At 39.2% G+C, this 25,289-nt stretch carries 16 protein-coding genes; 11 read left to right on the top strand and 5 right to left on the bottom strand.

The window, feature by feature from the left end; genetic code table 11:
* The first annotated feature begins 21 nt into the window (after positions 1-21).
* The 7 genes from AC0L7T_RS08190 (at position 22) to AC0L7T_RS08160 (ending at position 12,096) form a co-directional block, all read left to right on the top strand.
* The gene (locus tag AC0L7T_RS08190) at positions 22-2,286 is read left to right on the top strand and encodes an NADP-dependent malic enzyme (protein WP_473342059.1); all 2,265 of its coding nucleotides are present in this window, start codon (positions 22-24) and stop codon (positions 2,284-2,286) included.
* Positions 2,283-2,885, top strand: a complete 603-nt coding sequence (ruvA, locus tag AC0L7T_RS08185; RefSeq protein WP_473342058.1) for a Holliday junction branch migration protein RuvA — start codon at positions 2,283-2,285, stop codon at positions 2,883-2,885. The genes AC0L7T_RS08190 and ruvA overlap by 4 nt, the downstream gene beginning before the upstream one ends.
* Before the next feature lie 101 nt (positions 2,886-2,986).
* The gene (sov, locus tag AC0L7T_RS08180; protein WP_473342057.1) at positions 2,987-10,075 is read left to right on the top strand and encodes a T9SS outer membrane translocon Sov/SprA; all 7,089 of its coding nucleotides are present in this window, start codon (positions 2,987-2,989) and stop codon (positions 10,073-10,075) included.
* A gap of 52 nt (positions 10,076-10,127) precedes the next feature.
* Complete coding sequence (gene gcvH / locus AC0L7T_RS08175) at positions 10,128-10,505, top strand: glycine cleavage system protein GcvH (RefSeq protein WP_473342056.1); 378 nt, start codon at positions 10,128-10,130, stop codon at positions 10,503-10,505.
* 6 nt (positions 10,506-10,511) lie between these two features.
* Positions 10,512-10,892, top strand: a complete 381-nt coding sequence (locus AC0L7T_RS08170; protein WP_473342055.1) for a VanZ family protein — start codon at positions 10,512-10,514, stop codon at positions 10,890-10,892.
* Positions 10,893-10,967: 75 nt separating this feature from the next.
* Positions 10,968-11,642 carry an energy transducer TonB gene (locus AC0L7T_RS08165; RefSeq protein WP_473342054.1) on the top strand — a complete coding sequence of 225 codons (675 nt, stop codon included), beginning with the start codon at positions 10,968-10,970 and terminating at the stop codon, positions 11,640-11,642.
* Between the two features lie 91 nt (positions 11,643-11,733).
* Positions 11,734-12,096 (top strand): DUF2237 family protein, encoded by a 363-nt coding sequence (locus AC0L7T_RS08160; protein ID WP_473342053.1) that lies wholly within the window; start codon positions 11,734-11,736, stop codon positions 12,094-12,096.
* Between the two features lie 149 nt (positions 12,097-12,245).
* Here AC0L7T_RS08160 and AC0L7T_RS08155 read toward each other — a convergent pair whose 3' ends face one another.
* From AC0L7T_RS08155 to AC0L7T_RS08135, 5 genes are all read right to left on the bottom strand, one after another.
* Positions 12,246-12,674, bottom strand: coding sequence for an NUDIX domain-containing protein (locus AC0L7T_RS08155; protein WP_473342052.1), 429 nt, complete (start codon positions 12,672-12,674; stop codon positions 12,246-12,248).
* 231 nt (positions 12,675-12,905) lie between these two features.
* Positions 12,906-14,786 (bottom strand): 6-phosphogluconolactonase, encoded by a 1,881-nt coding sequence (locus AC0L7T_RS08150; RefSeq protein WP_473342051.1) that lies wholly within the window; start codon positions 14,784-14,786, stop codon positions 12,906-12,908.
* A 10-nt stretch (positions 14,787-14,796) separates the two neighbouring features.
* Complete coding sequence (locus tag AC0L7T_RS08145) at positions 14,797-16,263, bottom strand: sodium:solute symporter family protein (RefSeq protein ID WP_473342050.1); 1,467 nt, start codon at positions 16,261-16,263, stop codon at positions 14,797-14,799.
* Positions 16,264-16,482: 219 nt separating this feature from the next.
* Positions 16,483-17,676: a Gfo/Idh/MocA family protein gene (locus AC0L7T_RS08140; protein ID WP_473342049.1), complete on the bottom strand. Its 1,194-nt coding sequence runs from the start codon at positions 17,674-17,676 to the stop codon at positions 16,483-16,485.
* Between the two features lie 274 nt (positions 17,677-17,950).
* Positions 17,951-19,303: a Gfo/Idh/MocA family protein gene (locus tag AC0L7T_RS08135; protein ID WP_473342048.1), complete on the bottom strand. Its 1,353-nt coding sequence runs from the start codon at positions 19,301-19,303 to the stop codon at positions 17,951-17,953.
* A gap of 749 nt (positions 19,304-20,052) precedes the next feature.
* On the opposite strand from AC0L7T_RS08135, the gene AC0L7T_RS08130 reads away from it, so the two are divergent.
* The 4 genes from AC0L7T_RS08130 (at position 20,053) to AC0L7T_RS08115 (ending at position 25,256) form a co-directional block, all read left to right on the top strand.
* Positions 20,053-21,057: a Gfo/Idh/MocA family oxidoreductase gene (locus AC0L7T_RS08130; RefSeq protein ID WP_473342047.1), complete on the top strand. Its 1,005-nt coding sequence runs from the start codon at positions 20,053-20,055 to the stop codon at positions 21,055-21,057.
* 358 nt (positions 21,058-21,415) lie between these two features.
* Positions 21,416-22,471, top strand: a complete 1,056-nt coding sequence (locus tag AC0L7T_RS08125; protein WP_473342046.1) for a substrate-binding domain-containing protein — start codon at positions 21,416-21,418, stop codon at positions 22,469-22,471.
* Between the two features lie 826 nt (positions 22,472-23,297).
* Entirely contained in the window at positions 23,298-24,173 is an 876-nt protein-coding gene (locus AC0L7T_RS08120; protein WP_473342045.1) for a carbon-nitrogen hydrolase, read from the top strand.
* A 6-nt stretch (positions 24,174-24,179) separates the two neighbouring features.
* Positions 24,180-25,256, top strand: coding sequence for an agmatine deiminase family protein (locus tag AC0L7T_RS08115; RefSeq protein ID WP_473342044.1), 1,077 nt, complete (start codon positions 24,180-24,182; stop codon positions 25,254-25,256).
* Positions 25,257-25,289 lie beyond the last annotated feature (33 nt).

Genomic DNA, 25,289 nt, shown 5'->3' with positions numbered 1-25,289 from the left:
ATAATTATTTTCCCTTACACAATGAAGATTAGAAAAGAGGATGCTTTAAATTATCATGAATTTAAGAAACCAGGGAAAATAGAGGTTGTACCCACAAAACCCCTATCCAGTCAACTGGACCTGGCCTTGGCTTATTCTCCAGGGGTGGCTGAACCCTGTACTGCAATTCAGCACAATCCTGAAGACGTTTACAAATACACCGCTAAAGGCAACTTAGTAGCTGTAATATCAAATGGAACAGCTGTTTTGGGATTGGGAAATATAGGCCCTGCAGCTTCGAAACCTGTGATGGAAGGAAAAGGTGTTTTGTTTAAAAAATTCGCTGGAATAGATGTTTTCGATCTGGAAATAGACGAAAATGACCCTGAAAAACTCATTCAAACCATACGCTCTCTGGAGCCGACATTCGGAGGCATCAATCTGGAGGACATCAAAGCTCCTGAATGTTTTATCATTGAGAAAAGGCTGAAGGAATTAATGAAAATTCCTGTAATGCACGATGACCAACATGGTACCGCCATAATTTCAGGAGCTGCATTATTGAATGCTCTGGAAATGATCCAGAAAAAAATTGAAAACATCAAATTGGTCGTCAGTGGTGCAGGTGCAGCAGCTATTTCCTGTGCCAGGTTCTATATAAAGCTTGGCGTAAAGTTGGAAAACGTTGTCATGTGTGACATTGACGGTGTCATAAGAAAAGATAGAGAAAGCCTAACGGATATTCATGGAATGTTTGCCACAGATAGGGACATTTATACTATCACTGAAGCCATGCAGGGAGCGGACGTGTTTTTAGGATTATCCGCTGGAAATATTATTAATCAGGACCAAATTAAAACTATGGCCAATAACCCCATAGTTTTTGCTCTTGCCAATCCAACCCCGGAAATCAGCTACGAGGAGGCAATGGCAGCAAGAAAAGACATCATTATGGCCACAGGTCGTTCCGATTATCCCAACCAGGTAAATAATGTGATAGGCTTTCCTTATATATTCAGAGGAGCCTTAGATGTAAGGGCCACAGGGATAAATGAGGAAATGAAACTGGCAGCTGCTTTGGCAATTGCTAACCTTGCCAAAGAACCAGTGCCAGACATTGTAAACAAAGCTTATGGGGAAGCTAAGTTAGCGTTTGGAAAAACCTACCTTATCCCAAAACCTTTGGATCCAAGGTTGATCACTACAATTGCTCCTGCCGTAGCCAAGGCTGCAATGGAATCAGGTGTGGCCAAAACCCATATCGAAGATTGGCATGCCTATGAATTAGATCTTCAGGAAAGAATAGGCATAGACCAACGCTTAATGTCACGAGTAGTAGCTCGGGCCAAAAAAGATCCTAAACGAGTGGTATTTGCAGAAGCTGATAATCCAAAAATCTTAAAAGCTGCTCAAATAATGCGGGATGAAAAAATAGGCATCCCAATATTACTTGGCAATAAGAGTAAAATAAAAAAACTTATACAAGCCAATGCACTTGATTTGGAGGACATAACAGTCATAGATCCTAATGAAGAAAAAACGAAGTTAAGGCATTATGGTCAATTGTTATATGACAAACGAAAACGCAAAGGCTTAACCTTGTATGAGGCTAAAAAACTCATGAAAGACCGAAATTATTTCGGTGCAATGATGGTAGAAGTAGGTGAAGGTGATGCGCTAATTTCTGGCCTAACCAAGGATTATCCACGTACCATCCTCCCTTCACTGCAAATAATTGGGGTAAAAAAGGGCGTAAATAAGGTGGCTGGAATGTATATCATGAATTCGGATAAAGGCCCACTCTTCTTTGCCGATACCACAGTAAACGAAAACCCAAGTGCGGACGAGCTGGTGGAAATAATCGGGTTAACAGCCAATGGAGTACGGTTTTTTGATATAGAACCCAAAATTGCGATTCTGTCTTATTCCAACTTTGGATCAGCCAAAGGAATGGTACCTTTTAAAACAGCATTGGCCACCGAAAAAGCCAAAGCGCAATACCCTGATTTAGTCATCGAAGGAGAAATGCAGGCCAATGTAGCTCTAGATGAAAGCATCCAAAAAGAAAATTACCCTTTTAGTGCATTAATAAATAACAAGGCAAACACTTTAATATTCCCTGACCTTGCCTCTGGAAATATCGCCTATAAATTAGTGGCAGAAATCGGAAACGCTGAAGCCATCGGGCCTATTCTTTTGGGCATGAACAAATCCGTTCACATTTTACAATTGGGTAGTTCAATCCGAGAAATAGTCAATATGATAGCCATTGCGGTAGTAGATGCCCAAACCATAGAAACTGAATGATTACTTACCTGAAAGGAAGACTAGCGTTTAAGGACCCTACCCATGTTATAATAGACATCCAGGGAATTGGTTATGAGGTTAAAATTTCCTTAAACACCTATGGGAAAATAGCCGAGAAGGAAGAAGTCATGCTCCATACTTACCTCCATATTAAGGAAGATGCACACACTTTATATGGTTTCATTGAAGCATCAGAAAAAAAAGCATTTTTAGATTTAATCTCAATTTCAGGTGTAGGGGCAAATACAGGGTTAATGATTTTGTCCAGTATGTCCGTGCCTGAGCTTGAGCAGGCCATTAGTGAAGGGGATCATCCTACCATACAGCGGGTAAAAGGTATAGGAGCTAAAACTGCCCAAAGAATTGTGTTAGAGCTTAAGGATAAAATTTTAAAAGCGGGTATTTCTACCAGTGATGGAATCGGTCATGGCTTTGTTCAAAACAGCAATAAATTAAAACAAGAGGCGTTACAAGCTTTGATTACGCTAGGCTTCACTAAAGCTCAGGCTGAAAAAAATATCATGACAGTTTTGAAAAAAAGTGGCCCCGATGTTTCCTTAGAAACATTAATTAAAGCATCTTTAAAGTCATCATCATAATTTTAAAAACGTTGGCCTTTACCTTCTCAAATATTTTTTGGAGAAAAAAGTCATTTCAACACTATTACATTTTCCTTTCGGGAGTGTTTTTTTTAGTGTTCATGATGTCTTTATCGGGTGTATATGCCCGCCAAGAGCCTGCGGCTACCCCATCAGACAGCTTACCAAGTCTAATGGACACTTTAAACAAAAGAAGATCCCTGCCCTCCTTTTTGTTGTGGGACAATTTAAATACAAAACCCTTATACCCTTATCAAAATCCTTTTTTAAGAAGAGATTCTCCTTTTCTTTTGCAACCCGAAAAAAACCAACGAGTAGAAGTTGAGGTGGATACGGCTGTGAGTTACCGGATCTATCCCAATCTAGATTCGACATCACTTGATCCTGGATACTCTCTTGATTATGAAAATTATTCAAGAATGCAGGAATATAGGATTAGACAACAATACTGGAGAGACCGTTCCAGAGGATTAGATGGAGAAAGTGCTGTAGGAGGCAGAGGACTAATTCCTCCAATTACAATGAGTCCGACATTTGATCGACTTTTTGGTGGTAGCGAGATAACGATCGTTCCAACAGGAAATGTAAACCTGGATTTTGGTGGTATTTTCAGAAGAATAGACAATCCTTCCATCCCTATCCGCCAACAAAAGACAGGGAATTTTAATTTCAATCAGCAAATCCAGATGAGTGTCAATGGTATGCTGGGCCAAAAAGTGAGCATCGGTGCAAATTTTGACAGCAATAATTCATTTGACTTTGAAAATCAGCTAAAAGTAGAATATGCCGGATTTGAAGAAGACATTCTGAAATCCATAGAAATAGGCAATGTAAGCATGCCCGTTCAAAACAGTTTGATTCAGGGTGCTCAAAACCTATTTGGAGTAAAAACCAAAATGCAATTTGGTAAACTATTCATGACCACTGTCGCATCTACCCAACGGGGTAGAAGAGATGAAATCGTCATTGAAGGAGGAAACCAAGGAAGGCCTTTTGAAGTAAGGGCTTCAGATTATGATGACAACAGACACTTTTTTCTTGGGCATTTCTTTAGAAATAATTATGAGAATTGGCTAAGAGGATTACCTCAGGTGCTATCAGGTGTACAAATTACACGACTGGAAGTGTATATCATGAACAGGGCCAATAATACTGAAACCCTTCGGAATTTTGCTTCTTTCATGGACTTGGGTGAAGGGCAAACAATATACAACCCTACTAACCCTAGCATAGGCACAGGAAACCCACAGGCTCCTGCCTCCAACACAGCAAACGAGCTATTTAACAACCTTAAGAGCAATCCAACTTTCAGAAATTTTGAGACAGCGGCTACAACGATAAGCAATGACCTGGGGCTAGAAAGAGGAGTTGAATTTGAACAAATAAATGGAGCAAGAAAACTTGATGAGAATGAATATACCTTTGACCGTCAATTGGGATATTTTAGTCTTTCCAGGAAACTTCAAAACGATGAAGTAATCGCTGTCTCCTACGAATACACCTATAATGGACAAAGTTTCAAGGTTGGTGAGTTATCTGAAGATTACCAAAACTTGTCTGAGGACAATGTCATTTTCCTGAAAATGCTTCGTCCGGCAAGGATCAATACTTCTATACCTACTTGGGATCTGATGATGAAAAACATCTACAATCTAAATGCCAACCAGATCGAGCAAGAAGGTTTTCAATTACAAATAATATATAGGGACGATCGTACAGGATTGGATAACCCAAGTCTTTTGGAGGGGGCTAATGTAAAAGACATCCCTTTAATCAGACTTTTAAATTTAGACAACCTGAATCCACAAAATGACCCTCAACCTGATGGAAATTTTGACTTTGTCAATGGATTGACCATCAAACCACAACTAGGCTTAGTAATTTTTCCCGTTATAGAGCCATTCGGTAAAACCCTTGAAGGATATTTTTCACCAGCAGAAGTGAACCTTGAAAACAAATATGTTTACGACACTTTGTACCGGACCACTCAAGCGGATGCAGAATTGGTAACCCTGCTGAACAAATACTATCTTAAGGGTAGTTTCACCTCAGGTTCAGCTTCGGAGATCATGCTTCCTGGCCTAAATATCAGCGAGGGTTCAGTAATCATAACAGCAGGAAACATCCCACTTACAGAGGGAGTGGATTACACAGTAGATTATAATATAGGTAGGGTTGTAATTATCAATGAAGGAATACTTCAATCTGGTAAAAAAATCAGCGTCAGCTTTGAGAAAGCTGATTTAGTTTCTTTTCAGACAAGAAGTTTGCTAGGAACACGATTGGACTATTTGATCAATGATAATTTCAATATTGGAGGTACTTTCTTATACTTAAACGAACGACCCAATATTTCAAGAATCGCCACAGGAAATGAAACCTTAAGAAATAGTCTCTGGGGCATTGATGTCAATTATAATGATGAGTCTTTGTTTCTAACCAAACTGGCCGATGCAATGCCTTTTACGGAAACCAAAGAAAAGTCTTTGATTCAGTTTAGTGGTGAATTTGCGCACTTGATCCCTGGGACCTCCAACCAGGTAGATGGAGAAGGTGCATCCTATATTGATGATTTTGAAACAGCAATCATTCCATTTAACCTTGGATCAAGCACTCAAAACTGGAAGATTTCCTCCACTCCTGCTACCGAAGAAAATAAATTTGACCTTAGTCTTCAAACAGAAGACAGACTTGGCAATGCCTATAGAAGAGCCCGTCTATCCTGGTATACAGTGGACAATGTTTTTTATAGATCTTCAGGACCGGGTGTCCCCTCAAATATCTCTACTGAGGACAGAAGAAACCATTATGTAAGAAGAGTACTTCCCCAAGAAATTTTTCAAGGAAGGTACCGCGATAACATTGTTACCAATGAACCTCTATTTGATCTGGCTTATTTCCCACATGAAAGAGGGATGTATAATTTCAATACTGCTCTTAATAGTGACGGGTTACTGACCAATCCCAGAGAAAATTACGGAGGCATAACAAGGGCCATCACCTCTGAAGTAGATTTTGACAGAACGAACATTGAATACATAGAATTCTGGATGATGGACCCCTTCATTAAAGGAGAAAATGGTAGGGTTTTGGACGGTGTTTTCAATGAAAACAACACCACTGGGGGTAAGTTGATCTTTAATCTTGGAGAGATATCTGAAGACGTGATTGTAGACGGGAGGCATGCTTTCGAAAATGGACTTCCCGCAGATGGATCTGAAACCAGTACTTCCACCAACGAATGGGGGAAAATTACAAGCCAGCAGTTTTTGACACCTGCATTTGACAATTCCCCGGAAGCAAGGGAAAACCAAGATGTTGGGCTAAATGGATTGAGTAGTGAACAGGAAGTTGATTTTTATGGGGCAAGATTTATAAACAGGCTTAATGTAAATCAACAAGCCTTGCAGAGAATACAAGTCGATCCAGCAGCTGATAATTTTAAATATTACCTAGACCCGGAATTTGACAATAATGATATAAAAATATTAGAACGCTACAAGCATTTTAATGGTCTGGAAGGAAATACCCCGATCACAGCCAATAGTAACTTGGCCTATACCCCATCAGGTTCAAATATCCCTGACAACGAAGACCTGAACAATGACAATACCATCAATGAGGTGGAGAGTTATTATGAATATGAAATAGACCTGCGTCCCACCGGTTTAGAGGTCGGTGAAAACAATATTGTAGACAGGGTATCTACGGTCGAAAATGGTGAAGAGGTCAATTGGTATCTTTTCCGTATTCCAATTCGTCAACCGAATGCCACCTATGGCAATATTTCGGGTTATAAATCCATTCGATTTATCAGGACCTACTTGACCGATTTCCAACAACCAGTGGTGCTAAGAATGGCTCAGTTTAGATTGGTAGGGAGTCAGTGGAGAATTTTTCAGGAATCCTTATTTGAGAAGGGTTTTTCTGAAATACCTGAACCTGACAATTCCAATTTAACCGTCGGTGTGGTCAATATTGAAGAAAATGGACAAGGAAGTGAAACGCAAAGCCCCTATGTATTGCCACCAGGCATTAACCGAGACAGGGACAATACCTCCACGGTAGAAAGACAACTAAACGAACAATCACTTCGCTTATGTGTCGACAACCTTCAAAGCAGAGACTCAAGAGCGGTATTTAAAAATGTCAATCAAGACCTCGTACAATACGGCCGGCTAAAAATGTTTTTGCATGCCGATAGCCAAGATGCACAAGACGGCGAGTTAATGGCTTTTTTAAGAATGGGTACAGATTACACTGACAACTATTATGAAATAGAGGTACCCTTAAATATCACACCACCTGGAACTAGGGATCCCAGCCAAATCTGGCCTTCAAAAAACGAAATAGACGTTGCCTTTGATGAAATAGTAGGCGTCAAGGCAGAAAGAGACAATAGCCAGCAACCTCAAAACCTCCCCTACTCTGTTATGGTGAGACAATATAAAATTACTGTAGTTGGTAGGCCTGAGTTAAGTTATATTCAAGGAATGATGATAGGCGTCCGAAACCCTGGAGTAGGTGGTGCAAGCAAATCTATTTGCCTATGGGCCAATGAATTGAGAGTTTCAGACTTCAATAAGTCCTCCGGATGGGCTGCTAATGCACGTCTAAATGCTCAAATTGCTGATGTGGCGACCATTTCTTCTTCTATCCGTCACAATACTTTTGGCTTTGGAGGTTTAGAGACCAGGCTTTCTGAAAGGGCTAGAGAATCGACTACCCAATATGACATTTCAGCCAATGTAAATGTGGATAAAATCCTTCCAAAAGGACTAGGAATAAGCATACCTCTTTATGCAAGTGTTGAAAATTCTTCTACAAAACCAGAGTTTGACCCACTCAATCCTGATGTACCCTTTGAAATTGCTATTCAGAAATTTAGAACAAATACCGAAAAACAAGAATACCAGAACCTGGTGATGGATCAATCCAAAAGTCGGAATTTCAGTCTAAATAATGTTAGGAAAGTTAAAAATCCGGAGAAAGAAACCAATCGCATTTATGCATTGGAAAACTTTTCATTTTCCTATGCCTATGGCTCTATTACACAAAGCAACATTCAGCTGGAAAGCTACAATTACGAAACTACGCGAGGAAGTATTGCTTATAATTACCAGCCTGACCCACTTATAATAACCCCTTTCAAAGGGTGGGGTATATTTAACAGTAGTTATTTGCAATTATTTAAAGATTTCAACTTGAATTTTGCTCCAAGTCTCATTTCGGCAAGATTGGATATGGACAGGCGGTTTATGCGGACTCAAAACAGAAATGATCAACTGACCACTGCGGGGGTAGATCCACTTTTCCAAAAGAGTTTCTACTTGAATCGGTTTTATAGTCTCAATTGGGACTTAACAGAAAACCTGTCCTTTGATCTCAATTCCAGTGTCAATGCTGTAGTGGATGAGCCAGCAGGAGACCTGGACACCGAAGCAAAATTGGATTCTTTGAGAAACAATATCAAAAAACTAGGAAGAACAACCAATTATAACCAGCAAGCTGTCGCCAATTATAAGGTTCCATTGGACAAGATCCCGCTTACAGATTGGATAAGTGCTGACCTACGGTATGAAGCCACCTATGGCTGGGTTACTGGAGCCCTGGGCCAAAGAGATACGCTTGGAAATGTCATTCAAAACTCAAGAGACAGGTCAATCTCGGGTAAACTGGACCTGGTACAATTGTACAACAAGAATAAAAGACTTAATGCACTTAATGCCCCCAAGAGGCCAACGATTCCCGGAAGACCTGCTGCAAATGCAACTGAATCTGAATCTGAAGATGGGGAAAAGGAAAAAGTGTTTTCAACAGAAGGCTTTGGTTCAAATCTTTTAAGATTCATGATGATGCTAAAGGACGTAAATTTCAGTTACAGAATTACTCAAGGCACCTACCTACCAGGCTACATGCCCAATACAGGGCTTTTTGGCATGGACAGAAGTTTCATTAATCCAGGATTAGGTTTTATTTTCGGTGAACAAAATAGTAGTATTAGGTATGAAATGGCCAATAGAGGTGCCTTGGCTTCCAGTCCCTCGCTAACGCAGGCCTTTAGCCAGAATGAATCCAGAAACCTTCAACTTACCACTTTGATAGAACCCATTAAAGACTTTAAAATCACACTTGATTTTAGAAAACGAGAAAATGGGAACTATAGCGAAATATTCAGAAGAAATGGACCCGGTGAAGAAGACTTCGCATCTATCAACCCTAACAGGCTAGGAAGTTATAGTATCACTTATAATGTGCTTAAAACTGCATTTAGTAAACAGGATGCTCAAAATAACTCACCATTGTTTTCAGAATTTGAAAATTACAGGGCTGTGATACAAAGCAGGCTTGAAACCGAAAACCCTGGAGGAGCCTACAATATAAATGGTCAAGATGTATTGATTCCTGCCTTTATCGCTGCCTATTCAGGTCAGGCAGCATCAGACATAGCCTTAAATCCTTTCCCTAAAATGCCTTTACCTAACTGGAGAGTCGAATATAGGGGATTGTCAAGGTTGCCTGCATTGAGTGAATACTTCTCAAGGATAGATTTAACACACAATTATACCTCGTTGTATGAAGTAAGTAATTTTTCGAATGCGCTTATTTATCAGGAAGGTCTGGAGTTATACAATACGTTACAGCAACTTCCTATGGCGAGCATGACAGATGAATTTGGTGCCTATATCCCTATTATGATACTTAGTGATGTAGTGATATCGGAAAGGTTTGCACCTTTGATCGGTGTAGACTTGCTTACCAAAGACCGAATGAATATTAGTTTTGAATACAATACAGAGCGAAATATCGGATTGAACTTTTCCAATGCTCAAGTAAACGAACAAAGCAGTCAGGATTTTAGATTTGACCTTGGATATACCAAGGCGGGTGTTAAAGTTCCTTTCAAGATACAGGGAAGACAAGAAGTGCTCAACAATGACCTTACCATCCGAATATCAACAAGAATAGTAGACACCAACACTATTCAAAGAAAAATAGAAGGTGAGAATACACTTACGAACGGTAATCTTAACGTCCAAATAAGACCTAGCGTGGGTTATGTGGTCAACCAGAAACTTAATATTCAATTCTATTTTGATAGAACCATTAATGATCCCAAGGTTTCTACGGCTTACAGAACTAGTTCCACCTCTTTTGGTGGACAATTAACATTTAATTTAAGTCAATAATTTTTTGTACTGTCTAGAAACATCGTATTTTTGACCAGTAAAAATAACAAGCATGAAATTTCCAGAAGATTTAAAATACACCAAAGACCACGAATGGGTCAAAATAGACGGTGAAACTGTTACTGTAGGAATAACTGATTTCGCCCAGAAGGAATTGGGAGACATTGTTTTTGTAGAAGTAGAAACAGTGGGTGACTCCATGGATTCCGGAGAGGTCTTTGGAACAGTGGAAGCAGTAAAAACTGTTTCCGATTTATTTATGCCAATCAAAGGTGAAATTCTGGAGCTAAACAGTCTTCTGGAAGATTCTCCCGAGTTGGTGAATGAAGATCCCTATGGAGAAGGCTGGATGATCAAGGTGAAGTGGGACAAGGAAAATGAAACTGATCTGCTGTCCCCTGAAGAATACAAAACCCTTGTCGGTCAGTAATTTATTTTGGTAGAAAAAGTCATTCTTGCTCTTCTATGGTCATTTGGCATGGCTTATGCTTTATTTAGCCCAGCTAGTAATGTGCCAGATATACCAAAATTCTATGGGTCAGATAAGCTGATTCATTTTGGTATGTTTACAGGCATGGCTTTCTTGTGGAACCGTGTAATCCGTTATAGAGTAGACATAAAGAAGAAAGAAAGTATAAAATTATTCACTAATTATTTAGTTTTGTGGATTTTTATTGCTATATTGACAGAGTATTTACAAAGACTGGTACCAGGAAGGTCATTTGACTATTTTGATATTATCACGAATATTGTAGGCGTTATTATTGGTACAAGTATTTTTATTTATTTAAATAAGAGAGGTAGCGTTCTTGTATAAATAAAAATTATTTGTTATGATTGTTAATTGGAATTATTAAACTGAATCAACAAAAATTAAAAAAGAGTTATAACCATGGAAGCCAAAAAAACACCAAAAGCTGACTTAACCAAAAAGACAGGAATGTTCTTAAATCTTGGTTTAATGGTCAGTGTTGGTCTGGTCCTCTTTGCCTTTGAGTATAAATCATTTGACGATGGTGTACTTTTAGACCTTGGATCGATCGATGATGACTTTGAGGAATTATTAGACATTCCGATTACGGAACAGCCACCACCACCGCCGCCACCAATAGAGCAGCCGGAAATTAAAGAGATCCCTGATGAAGTTGAAATTGAAGAAAAAATTGAAGTAAACTTCGACGTAGATGTTCAGGAAGAAACGGTAATCAAGGAAGTGGTAATCGAAGAAGCTCCTGTTGAAGAAAAAGCAGATGTTATCTTTGACGTTGTGGAAAACATGCCTACCCCTCCGGGTGGAATGGAAGGATGGAATAAGTATTTGTCTAAAAACCTTAAATATCCAACCCAAGCAAGAAGAATGGGTATTGAAGGAACTGTTTACGTGGTATTCGTAGTAAATACGGATGGATCTATCCAAGATGTTGGCATCCTTAGAGGTGTTGGCGGAGGATGTGATGAAGAAGCCGTAAGAGTTGTGAAAAATGCTCCAGCATGGGAACCAGGTAGACAAAGAGGTAGACCAGTTAGGGTAAAAATGAGATTACCTATCAGGTTTAAGTTAAGCTAATCGCTTATTAAAATCTAGATTAATCAAATAGAAATAAAGTGCCATGAATGAAAATTTCATGGCACTTTATTAATTTTATACCTTTATGAATATGGCTAATAATGTATTTGGTGAAGCCCTTATCCCCTGCTGTCTTTCTCCTATAACGGGTTTCTATAGAGATGGCTACTGCAATACAGACGCGCTTGATTCCGCAACACATACAGTGTGTGCCGTAATGACTGAAGACTTTTTGAGTTTTAGCCTTGCAACAGGCAATGACTTAATTACTCCAAGACCAGAGTTTAATTTCCCAGGGCTTAAACCAGGAGACAAATGGTGTATATGCCTTACCAGATGGCTACACGCTTATGAAGAAAAAAAAGCACCAAAAGTGATTCTTGAAGCCACGCATGAAAAAACACTGGAACTTATCCCTCTTGAGGAATTGATTAAATATGCAGTAAAAAATTAATAACCACTTACTCCCTTAGATTCCAACTTGTCATCAGGCTCTCCTAATTGTTCTAGACTCAATCGATTTCCTTCTCCGACTTTTCAACAGGGACATCAAATAAACCTTTATGGCTAGCTACTAACTTGAAAAGAATAGTCCAGCCCATATTAAGAGCTTAACAAGCCTGCACTTTTAATGATATCAAGGTGGTCAAATGCCAATTCCGGCAGTGAGGAAATTGAATACCAGGCTACCTCCTGGCTATCCGACCCAGGTCTTGTCTTCTCCAATAGGGATTTATCAACTATAAAAAGAAAGGCGGCACTTACGGTCCATCCTCTTGGGTCTCTTCCCTCCTCTCCAAATACACCTATCAGTTGACCTCCTGTTAGTCGAAGATCGGTTTCTTCTTCCAGTTCTCTTATGCAGGCCTTTAATGGCAATTCATTTATTTCAATAAAACCACCCGGGAGTGCCCATTGTTGCGCAAAAGGAGGGTTTTTCCTTTGTATTAATAAGATTTTGTGCTCCTCAACACAATACACAACCGCATCTGCTGTAAAAGCGGGCCGGGGGTAATCATACGTATAGGACATTTTTTCTGTAATTTTATTTCAATACAAACAGCAGACTATCTCACTAAAATCATACCTGTTCCTATTCTCACTTACATTTTGTCTAAAACGATCTGTATTCCTACTAAAGGTCGCTTATAATAATACTTTACCAAGTAATACAAAAAAAATAGGGAAGGAAGAATCACCATGGTTATAAACCAGGTAAGACCTCCAACCCTATATGAACACATCAGGAAATTATAAAAAATATTATTTTTCTAGTCTTTGATCGCAGACCAAATCGCCATCTTTATAAACCTTCTGGATGTTGACTACATTGTCTTTCAATTTGAACACCACCCAATCCTTATTTAATACATTGTCCCCTCCCATGTATTTTGCTGGCAGCACTGAAGCTTTCTTCCAGGCTTCAGACAAGGACAACAATTGGCTTTCAAGCAAGTAGTCTATGTTTTCCAATAGATCCTTCCCTGCCCCTGCCAATAGGCCGTTGGCACCTTTCATGGACAACCTTCCACTTTCTTCCAAAACTACCTTTCCTCCAATGGGGGAATCATATTCACCTGGAGCCATGCCTGCAAAACAGGTGGCATCACTTACAAGCAAACATTCGTCACCTTTTGCCCTAAAAACGACCTTTAAAAAGGAAGGAGGTAAATGAAAGCCATCAGCAATCAAACTGGCATTGATTCCTTCTTGCGCCATTAATTCCCATATGATATTGGGATGCCGTTGCAATTTTAAAGGGACACCATTACCTAAATGCGTAGCCAGGGAAGCACCAGCATCTTTTGCCATTTGCACATGCTCTCCAGTGGCCAATGAATGCCCAATAGACACCTTAACACCCCTTTCAGTACAAGTCCGTATAAATTCTTCACTACCTTCCAACTCGGGAGCAAGGGTGATTAAAGCAATAGGCTTCAAAGAGATTTTTTGAAGCTGATCCAAAAATTCTACTGAAGGATTTCTGGTAAATTCCTCAGGATGTGCGCCCTTTGCTCCAGGTTCTGAAGAAATAAAAGGTCCTTCAATATGAAGGCCTGCTACACAGGAGTTCACCAAAGGGTAGGTGCTACAAGCCTTATTGATGGTCTCTACCAGTTGTAAAATGGTATCAAAGCCATTGGTGACAATGGTTGGGTAATAGGTGGTAACCCCTTTAGAAAGCAAATACTCCGTGGCTTCCAGGATCGCATCGGGCTTTGTCAAGGTAGTATTGAAATCTACTCCCTTGATCCCATTGATCTGAATGTCTACCAAACCTTCTCCTACATATTGATCCACCTCAAAACCTGCTGGTAATTGCACCCGGGTATTGCTTTTTGTATTCAAAAGGACAGGTTGGTTGCTCACCACATCCATTGCCGTTAGGTTATAAGCTTCCTCTGCTTTTTGGATCGGGAAGGGATTTGAATCTCCGTCAAAAAACAAATCACAATTTTCTGATTGGCGAAGTATAGATCCAGGACAGCTGGTTGAAATCTCACCAAATAAAGATTGGTATAGAGCAGCTTTTTTGGTAGCTCCGGGCACCACGCAAAACAGAAAACTTCCATTTGTCAAAACAGGGATGGTCAATGTCAAAGCAGTTTCAGGAACTTCAGAAAATTGGCTAAAACAACCATCATTGACCTGTTGCTGCCTGCACGGAGTATCTAATATTACTTTTTTTACAGTCAACGGATCGCTAAAATCGGCAACTGGAGGATCATTAAATGCAATATGTCCATTTTCACCAATAATTAAGCAAACAATGTCAATAGGAGCTTCATTTAGTAATTTTGAATACCTCTTCACTTCGATTTCAGGATCTGCTTCACCATCAAGTAAATGAACTTGGTGAAAAGGAACACAATCGAATAAGTGCCTCCTTAGAAAATTTGAAAAAAGAGCAGGTGAATCCTTGGACAAACCAATATATTCATCCATATGAAAGCCTATAATACGGTCCCATGGGATTCTTTTGCTGGAAGTAAGGTAGTTCAGCATCTCAGACTGTGAAGGTGCTGCTGCAAAGATTATTCTTATGAATTCTTTCTCCTTTAAAAGTTTTTCAATTCTATTCTCCACAGCTTTGGCTGCTGCGATCCCCATCTCATTCCGGGATTGGTATATATGTAAATTCATAATCGGTATTTTATTCTTTCTCAATGGACTGAAGCAAATCAGCTATTTTTTCTACATTCCTGTTGGTTTCAAAAAATCCAACTACAATATAAGTCAAGGTAGACACTATTAATGGCAAACTAATTTCTAAGGCTAAACTTAAAGAATCTATGTTTTTCGTTATCACAAAGGTAATCAATCCGGCCACTATAGAACCTATTGCAGCGATAGGCCCACTTTTCTTAAATGCAGGCAATAAACCAAAAAGCATTGGGATAGCAATCGGTCCTACTAAAGCTCCAAACCAGGAAATAATAAGGCCTAAAACGCCTCCAAAATATTCGTATTGAAATGCGATCAATATAGTGAACATTGTGAAAACGAAAGTCGTCAATCTTGCTACAAATAAGGAAGATTTTCCTTTTTTAACCTTTTTGGTAATATTCGGTAAAATATCTCGTGTTATTACTGCGGATATTGTATTAATATCTGAAGAGGTCATGGACATGGTGTTGGCAAAAAGAGATGCGATTACCAGCCCAACCAAGCCTGATGGCAATAGCAATAGGGTAAGTTCTCCATAGGATTTACTCGGATCTGCCATATCCGGCAATAAAATCGGAGCAGCCCACATGGGAAAGAACAGAATAAGGGGCCATATAAGATACAATATTCCGGAAAGACGAGCTGCTTTGGTAGCAGCTTTTTCATTTGGGGAAGAGATGTATCTGGTAGCCAAATTCCACTGCCCACCATTATAAGCAAGAAAGTTAATAAACAAGAAAGCCAATGCGAAGCCTACTCCATATGGCTCATTGAATAGTTGGCTATTTTGTGGTGGAAGTTTATCCCATAAAGTAAATATCCCTTCAATTCCTCCCAAGTGTTGTAAAACAACCACAAACATGACCAAGCCAGCAAGCAGTTGAACAATGAATTGGGCAAAATCAGTGATGACCACAGCCCATAAACCTCCAAAAGTAATGTATAATAAGGAGATCCCCCCTGAAATGAGTATACCTACAGGAAGGCTTACCCCTGTAAAAACATTAAGAAGAAGTGCAATGGCGGCCCATTTTGCACCTACATCGAATAATTTGAGGACAACTCCACTCCAGGCCATTACTTGTTGTGTCCATAAGTTATAGCGGTGTTCCAGAAACTCCAATGGGGATTGAATATGGTATCTTTTTCTTAGTCTGACCCAATAAACCGGAAACACATGAGCACTAATCAATATCGAAATACCGATGGTTAATGCCCACCAGGTATACACAGAAAATCCATGGGTATAGGCCAATGCAGCATAGGCCACAAAGACGGCACCACTGTATCCAGACACATGATGGGAAATTCCCGAAAGCCACCAAGGTAAATTGCCGCCAGCAACAAAATAGTCATCAGCGTCATTGTTTCTAAAATAAGCATAAACACCTATGACGATCATTAGCAAGAAAAACAGGCCAATCACCACCAGGTCCAATTCATTCAATTTCATTATACTATTTTTGTTTAAAGTTTAAGAGATATTCAATCTCTGGGTTAAATACGCCCCTTTCGATACTTACTCCTATAGAATAAATATTCAGTTAGCATCGAAAGAATAATAGGAATTGAGGGTTAATGCATTTTATCAATAGAGAAAAGTAAGAAAAACTGATCTCCTTCAGATTTCAGTTTTCTATAACTTGCTAAAATAATGGTTAGGAATCCGTTTTTAACTCTCCGACCAATACTGGAATTTTTCTTCTTCCATTGCCTTATTGCCTAAATGCACAGCCACAGCCGTGTCTTTTCCTTTGTTAACATCACAAAAAGGTTGTCGGCCTTCCCTTACACAACCAACAAAATCCATTAATGCATAGGAGGTTGGGTCCAGGTCTTTGCCATCCTTATTTCCAAAGAGAATTGGTTCAGCCTTACCACCTGACCCATTTTTAACTGTTGCTCCTGAAACACCATCTACTGTTCCAAGTTCCAAATGTTTGGGTTCAGCATGGATAAATGCCTTGTCCCTCATAATCTCTATGGTTCCTTCGGTTCCTAAAATATTAATAGAATAGCCTTTGTATGCATTGGTCAATATAGAACTGATACTGGACATGATGCCTTGAGGGTAATAGTAGGTAGCCCTAACGTGATCAAAATTTTCTCTTCCGTCTTTCCAATAATCCAAGGACCCCATTCCTGTTACTTTCTGAGGAGAGGTACCAACAAACCAATTGACAATATCTATCTGGTGGGCACACAGCTCTGTCATCAAACCACCGGAATATTCCTTGTACATCCGCCAGTTGATGTGTTTTTCCATGGCAGGATCTTTTACTGGCTTTCTCCAATCTTGATTGCTATGATACTGACATTCATATTGTGTCACTTGACCACACCAACCTTTATCTATAATTTCCTTTACCTTATGGTAAAGTGCGTAATACCTATATTGGTGTCCAACTTGCAAAATGGTGGAAGAGCCGTTCACCTTTTGTGCCAGTTTTTCCGCTTCCATTATTGAGTAGGTAATGGTTTTTTCCACATATATGTGCTTACCTGCATCAATGGCATCCATGGCCATTGGAAAATGCAAGTACAATGGTGTAGCAATAATTACGGCATCAACATCTGCCTTTTCCAGTAGTTCCCGGTAATCCGCATATCCTTTTGCTCCTTTGTCTGCATGAGAAAGGCCTTTATCAAGGTGTTCTTTAATCGAATCGCAGCAGGCTACTAGGGATATCATGGGTAGTTTTCGCATTAGTGAAGCCAAGCCTTGTCCTCGACTTCCACACCCTATCAATCCTACTTTCAAGGGCGCTACCCTATTCTTGTCATAGGAAAAAGGAGAAAAAGCAGAGAGGCTTAACCCAGAAGCGGCCATGGCACTGGTAAGGATAAATTTTCTTCTAGTGTTCATTGAGCGAGTGATTTTCGTTAACGTTACCGAATTAATGTTTAAAGAAACGAATTTTTTTTAAAAAATCTAAATAACCCAGGGAATTTCCTTATATCAAGTACATTTAGTTCACAAATAAAAATCAATTATTCTCCCATATTTACAAAATATACCCAAACGATGCTGTTGCTTCTAACCGAGTTTATGCAAAAAAAACCAATTTCACCTTAGATTCACTAAGTTGAAATTGGTTTTTTAGTTGGCATTTAAACAAATTCAATACCCTTTTGTAAAATCAAACTTTTGGCTCCCAGCCTTTTTCATATTCTCTACTCCAAAATTTATTGGCAGCTTTATTATTAAGAATATGTCCATTGCTTGGATCAACATGTAATGTCTCTCCACTTAACTGGGCAATATTACCAAGTTGACACAATAAAGTACTGATATGTCCACTTACAATGTCTGAATTTAAAGGAACGCCCTCTCTGATATTGGAAAACAAATTCTGAATGTGTACACTGTCGAGTGCTTGAGCAGGATTGGCGAGGTTTCTTGGATCAATTTTGGTGTCATTCTTGACTTCCTTAACGATATTGTTGTCCAAGTCAAAGATGGTATAAGCATTCCCACCTTCAATTTTCAATACGCCCCTTTCTCCAAAAAACATCACACCTACGCTTGCTCCTTCTATGGTATGTCCATTACAACTCCTACCTTCCCAGGTAATTTGGGTATTGTTGTCAAACTCCATACTAATCATTTGGGTGTCAGGGGTCTCCCAGTCATCGGCATACCTGTATCTTCCACCTGAAGAGTTAACTTTTACAGGGTAGTCCACACCTAAGCCCCAACGGGCAAGATCTATCATGTGCGTACCATTGTTCAAGGCTTCACCTGTTCCCCATTTCCAGAACCAATGCCAGTTATAATGAAGAAAATTATCTTTATAGGCCTCTCTGGGCGCAGGTCCTTGCCACAAGTCATAATTCAACCAATCAGGAACTGATGCCAGGTTACCAACACCTATAGATGGCCTATTATTGGTGTACCAGGTCTTGGCGTAATAAGGTCTTCCAATTACACCAGCTTTCAATTCATTGATTCCTGCAATTACGTTTGGCCAGGACCTCCTTTGGTTACCCATTTGAAGGATTCTGTTGTATTTTTCAGCTACTTTCACTAAAATTTCGCCCTCATTTGGATTGTGACTGGCAGGTTTTTCCAAGTACACATCTTTGCCCGCCTGGCAGGCAAGAATTGCAGCTGGAGCATGCCAGTGATCAGGCGCTGCTACTACCAATACATCCACATCTTTGTCCTCCAGACTTTTTCTAAAGTCAGGCACTGCCTTTGGACTGAATCCTTGCGCTTTATTCACATGTTCAATACATTTTTCGGCAGCACGGGTATCTACATCACAAATATGGATAACATCACAGTTGTCCTGTTTTGCAAAATTACCCGCCAAGGCTTTGCCTCTACTGTTTACTCCCATTACGGATACCTTAATGCGGTCATTGGCACCAAGGATGTTTCCATAACTTTTGGCAGAAAAAGCAGGAAGCATTCCACCAACAGACAATGCTGTAGCGCCAACGAGGGATTGCTTTAAAAATGTTCTTCTCGTATCTTTTATCTTTTTCATAACTTTTAATTTAGCGTTTAATTAATAGCCTGGATTTTGTAGAAAGTCTAACCAATGGTTCAAAATAGATTTAGATTATTGTACCTGCTATAGATTACTGGTTTGTATTTTGACACCTATTATATAGGTTTATTTGATTGATCCACTTTTCAATACCAGGGTCGACCTGTAATTCCCAGAAATTACTTGGACGATGGTTTTTATTCTATCCTCCTATTACTATGGATAAAATTAACTTTTATTGTGTTTACGTTACCGCATATATTGAAATAACAAATCTTTCTCTTTCTCAACAAACAAAGAAATGAAATGTGAATAACGTTTTTTAAATATTGGCAACTTGTATAAAACACTTAACTATAAAACCTAAATAACAAACGAACAAGCTAAAACTAGCCATTTAAGCTAAATAATCCTACTCCTAAGTATAATTCTAAATTATAAGCAAAATAATAAACTAAAATCTATAATTATAAAATTTATCAACTTTTTCTAATATTAATACTCACTATTACCATTATTTATTTGTTTTACATGAGGAAAATACTAGATTTACTATTGGTAAATGTGTACGTTAACGATCTTTTTTTACTTTTATTGAGCATCCCAATTTAAAACCCTTATGGTTATCAATTGATGGCTCATCTTTATAAAAGCTTAATACAAATTGTAAAAATAAAATTCTAAGGACTAAATCCCTTTATTTTCAAACCAATTATCCTAATATCCACATCAATTTAACTCATGACATGAAAAATCCTGAACAATTAAATCGCAGAACATTTTTGAAAAGCTCAGTGGTTGCGGGCGTTGGTTTGACACTTGGACTCCCATCTTACGGAAAACCGTTTGCAGAAGGAAAACGAGTGGGCATCATAGGTTTGGACACTTCACATTGCCTTGCTTTTACCAAGGTTTTAAATGGAAATAAGGACAATGCGAGTTATCATGGATACCATGTAGTAGCCGCCTACCCGTATGGGAGTAAAACCATCGCTTCAAGTGCTGATAGAATTCCAGATTACATAGATAAGATAAAAGAATATGAGGTATCCATTACCAGTTCTATTCAAGAATTATTAGGCAAGGTAGATGTGGTTTTGTTAGAAACCAATGACGGCAGGCTTCACTTAGAGCAAGCCATAGAAGTATTCAAATCAGGCAAAAGAGTATTTATTGACAAACCTGTGGCCGCTTCGTTAGAGGATGCAATAGCCATATACGATGCAGCTAAAGAATACAATGTTCCAGTATTTTCTGCTTCCTCACTTCGATACATCAAAGGAATAGAAAAATTAGAAGGCAAAATAATTGTCGGTGCAGACACCTACAGTCCAGCAAGCCTAGAACCCACGCATCCTGATTTATATTGGTATGGAATCCATGGAGTAGAAACTTTATTTACGGCACTGGGCCCTGGTTGTGTATCTGTAACGCGTATCCACACACCTTTCACTGATATTGTTACGGGCGTTTGGGAAGATGGAAAGGTAGGTACTTTTAGGGGTACCAGGTCTGGTGATTCCGGGTTTGGAGGAACAGTATTTACGGATAAAGGGGCTATTGTACTTGGTCCCTATGGTGGTTATGAACCTTTACTAAAAGAAATTTCCATTTTCTTCGAAACTGGGGTTCCACCTGTAAAGCCAGAAGAAACGCTTGAAATCATGGCCTTTATGACAGCTGCTGATGAAAGTAAAAAGAAAGGTGGTCGGTCCGTAAAATTAGCTGATGTAATGAAAAAGGCCCGTTAACTAAACTAGTAAATCTGGGGTTATTAATTTGAATTATTTGACACGTAATTCAAATACAACTAACTAAAATATTAAGCAACGAGCCCTTATATAAAGCAAAGTTTTGAATTAAAATCACAAGAGGTGCTAGCCGATATTAAAAAATGCAGTAACAGTTGATCATAATAGGTCTATTTAAAGATTGTCATATCAATTACCTAAAGTGAAAAACGAAGCAATTTTGAAAAAATAGGGGTAAAACGAATTATTCTTTTAATTTTGAAGGTCAATTCAATCAGCTACGGATAATTTTAAAATTCTTCACATTATCATCTATTGATTGTTTACCAATATAAAGCTATATAAGGATGGAATGCATATGAAAAAAACAAGTAGTCAAACAGGAGTAAAAGAAATAGCGAAACGGGGAAATGTATCCATTGCAACTGTAGACCGCGTGATTCATAATCGCCCGGGAGTTTCAGCCAAAACAAAAGCAAAAATAGAGGCCATTATTAAGGAATTGAACTACCAGCCCAATGTTTTAGCCAGTAGATTGTCTTCAGGAAAGGTTTTTCATTTCGCAGTAATTATTCCCAGAACCTCCGTTCATTCTGATTTCTGGGAAGCTCCTTTGAAAGGCATTTTAAAAGCGGAATCTGAAATCAAGCAATATGGAGTAACCGTTGAAAGCTACCTTTTTGACCTAACCAACAAGGATTCCTTTATTCAGGCTACCGAGGAAATTAAAGATAAAAATATAGATGGGGTTTTGATGTCCCCTTCGTTCGTAAAAGAGGCAGATGAATTTTTTCTTTATTGCCAAGCCAACAAAATCCCTGTTGTATGTATTGACAGTAATATTGAAGCTCAGGGCAGCCTTTCCTATATTGGACCCCCATTGCTTCAAAGTGGTTATTTAGGGGCAAGCTTATGCAAGCTGGGCATTTCCGAAAACCCTGAAATCCTAATAGTAAACATCGCAAAACAAAAGAAAAGCTTTAATTTGGAAAAGATTGAAGCTGGATTTAAAATGTTTTTTACCGAGCCACCGAACAAGGCAACCTGCATTGATCTAAACATTCAGGATATTGATCAGGAGTCGGTGGAACTTTTCCTTCATAAAGCTTTCATAAAAAATCCTGATATTGAGGCAATTTTTGTCACAAATTCCAGGGTTTTTGCAGTTGCTGAATACTTGGAAAAGAGAGCGCTAAACCATATCATGCTTGTCGGCTATGATTTTCTTAAAGAAAACCAAAAGCACCTACAGAAAGGTACAATTAACTTTTTGATTTGCCATAAACCCGAAGAACAAGGCTATAAAGGAATCATGAGCTTGTACCATTCACTTGCTTTAAACCTCCCAGTGGACAAGGTCTATTACATGCCAATTGACATTGTCACAAAGGAAAACCAGGAATTTTATAGGTGAACCCGAAGTAAAAATACTTCTTTATTATTTGTCATAGCTAAGCATACCTATACCTCCTACGGGTTTGGACCCTTAGGAGGTACCAAAAAGCTAATCATGGTGCCTTGAATGTCATTTCTTTTTCATTTTACTGAAGATTTGTTAGGGACATGAGCGAATTAATGGTTTCTATTAACAATAATAAATTGAGGATTTAAAATTTACAAAATTTGTCATTTTTTTTAATTTTTCTTGAATAAAGAGCCATTCTCTACCAATTTGCTCTAGTTCGAAATTTGAATAGAACGAATAGTGGGTGCTTCCTGACTAAATAAACATCGTCTTTCCGAGAGCTGAATTTGACGAACTCAGGTAACCAAATTCATCACCGTACCAGAAAATTATGGTATGCTTTTACTTCACCAAAATAGCGAAGTAATCTCAACGGCTCCAATACCGTGCTGGCAACGACATTCAACAAAACCTTCACTACCGGCTGTGGAACCATTATCCGTGATTACTTCCGCGTACAAACGCGTAATGAGAGACAGGTTAATGCTATAGGCAAGCATCTTGTCCAATTTTCCCAACAATAAATCAAGCTGATCAAAAAACCACTCTATTCCTGTCTTCATTAAATCAAAAACAAACACTAAGCATCTAATATTCGTTACGATGAATGAATTTGGGTTAAATGTGAAAAACAATAAACCAATCGCATTGTTATGGCCTCTTTAATTAATCGCTTACCAAAAATTAAAAATGCTTGAAAAGGAAATAAAGCATATCATTTTGGGATTGCAACGTTAGGAGGTATCTTTGTTCACGAATTAAAAACGAATTTATTTTGGCAAATAAAACTGTAAAAGTAGGCTTGGTCCAATTGAGCTGCACTGCTGATTTGGAAGAAAATCTTGAAAAAACCATTGCAGGTGTGCGTAGTTCTGCTGACCAAGGGGCTCAGGTAGTCGTTCTTCAGGAGTTGTTCCGATCCCTCTATTTTTGTGATGTAGAAGATTATGAGAATTTCAAATTGGCCGAAGCCATCCCTGGTCCCTCTACAGATATCTTTAGCAACTTGGCCAAAGAACTAGGCGTGGTGATCGTCGCTTCTCTTTTTGAAAAAAGGGCGGAAGGATTGTATCACAATACCACGGCCGTTTTGGATGCTGATGGCACTTACCTAGGCAAATATAGAAAGATGCACATTCCTGATGACCCGGGATATTTTGAGAAGTTTTACTTCACCCCGGGTGATCTGGGTTATAAGGTCTTCCCAACCAAATTCGGGAAAATTGGAGTGCTAATCTGCTGGGATCAATGGTATCCAGAAGCTGCGAGAATCACGGCTTTGAAAGGGGCAGATTTTCTGGTATATCCTACTGCGATTGGCTGGCATAAGGATCAGGATGGACTGACCAATGAAGAGCAATACGGTGCATGGCAAACGATTCAGCGTTCACATGCAGTTGCCAATGGCATACCAGTTGTTTCGGTAAACCGTTGTGGAATAGAAGGCGACATGAAATTCTGGGGTGGCTCTTTTGTTTCCAACCCATTTGGAAGAGTGATTTTCAAAGCCTCTCATGAAGAAGAGCAGATTCATGTGGAAGAGCTTGATTTTGCGAGTTCCGATCAATACAGAACGCACTGGCCATTCCTAAGGGACCGAAGAATTGATTCTTACCAGCCAATTACCAAACGATTTCTTGACGAAGAATAGGCATTCATGACAACCATTTTTGATTTAGCTAATTCAGGGGAAGTTACTCCCGCAGACTTGGGATATTATTTTCCTGCTGAATTCGCACCACATACCGCTACCTGGCTAAGTTGGCCCCATAAAGAAGCATCATGGCCAGGGAAAATTGATACAATTTATCCTGCTTATGCTGCCTTTATCAAGATAGTAGCCAAAGGAGAAAAGGTAAATATCAATGTGAGCAATGAAGGCATGAAAGCCTTTGCATTGACCCACCTGGAAAAAGCGGGAGTGGATCTAAGCCAGATAGAATTTCACTTCTTCCCTACCAATGACGCTTGGTGTCGAGATCATGGGCCTGCATTTTTGATCAATCCTATCGCTGCTGAGACAAAGGTAGTGGTGAAATGGAATTACAATGCTTGGGGAGACAAATACCCTCCTTATGACCTTGACAACCTAATTCCCCATAAAATTGCAGCACATTTAGGAGTGCCCTGTTTCACTCCTAATATCGTTATGGAAGGTGGTTCTGTGGAATTTAATGGCAAAGGAACGCTCTTGACATCCAAGGCTTGTTTGCTAAACAAAAATAGAAATCCGAATTTAAATCAGGCTCAGATCGAGAAATATTTATGTAATTACTATGGGGTTAGCAATATTCTTTGGGTAGGTGATGGAATTTTGGGGGATGATACGGATGGACATATCGATGACATTACACGTTTTGTGAATCAAGATACAGTGCTCACTGTAGTAGAGGAAAATAAGCTCGACGAAAACCATTTACTTTTGGCGGAGAACCTTCAGTTATTAAAGAAAATGCGCTTAGAGGACGGTAAGCAATTGAACGTTGTAGAGTTGCCTATGCCGGGTGTGAAGTATCATGAAGACCAGCGATTGCCAGCATCCTATGCAAATTTCTATATCGCCAACGAAGCTGTAGTAGTACCTACTTTTAGAGATAAAAATGACCAGAAGGCTATGGATATTATTTCAGGAAGTTTCCCTGACCGAAAGGTAGTAGGTGTAGATTCTCTAGATATCATTTGGGGCTTAGGTTCATTTCATTGCCTGAGTCAGCAAGAACCGGCAGTAGTTTAGTGAAAAGGCCCTTAACCAGGTTAGATCACTGCC

The organism is Cyclobacterium sp. 10D3-21 (assembly GCF_055809755.1).
Note: the sequence above shows the minus strand (reverse complement) of the source record. Positions and strands in the feature narration are given on the sequence as shown.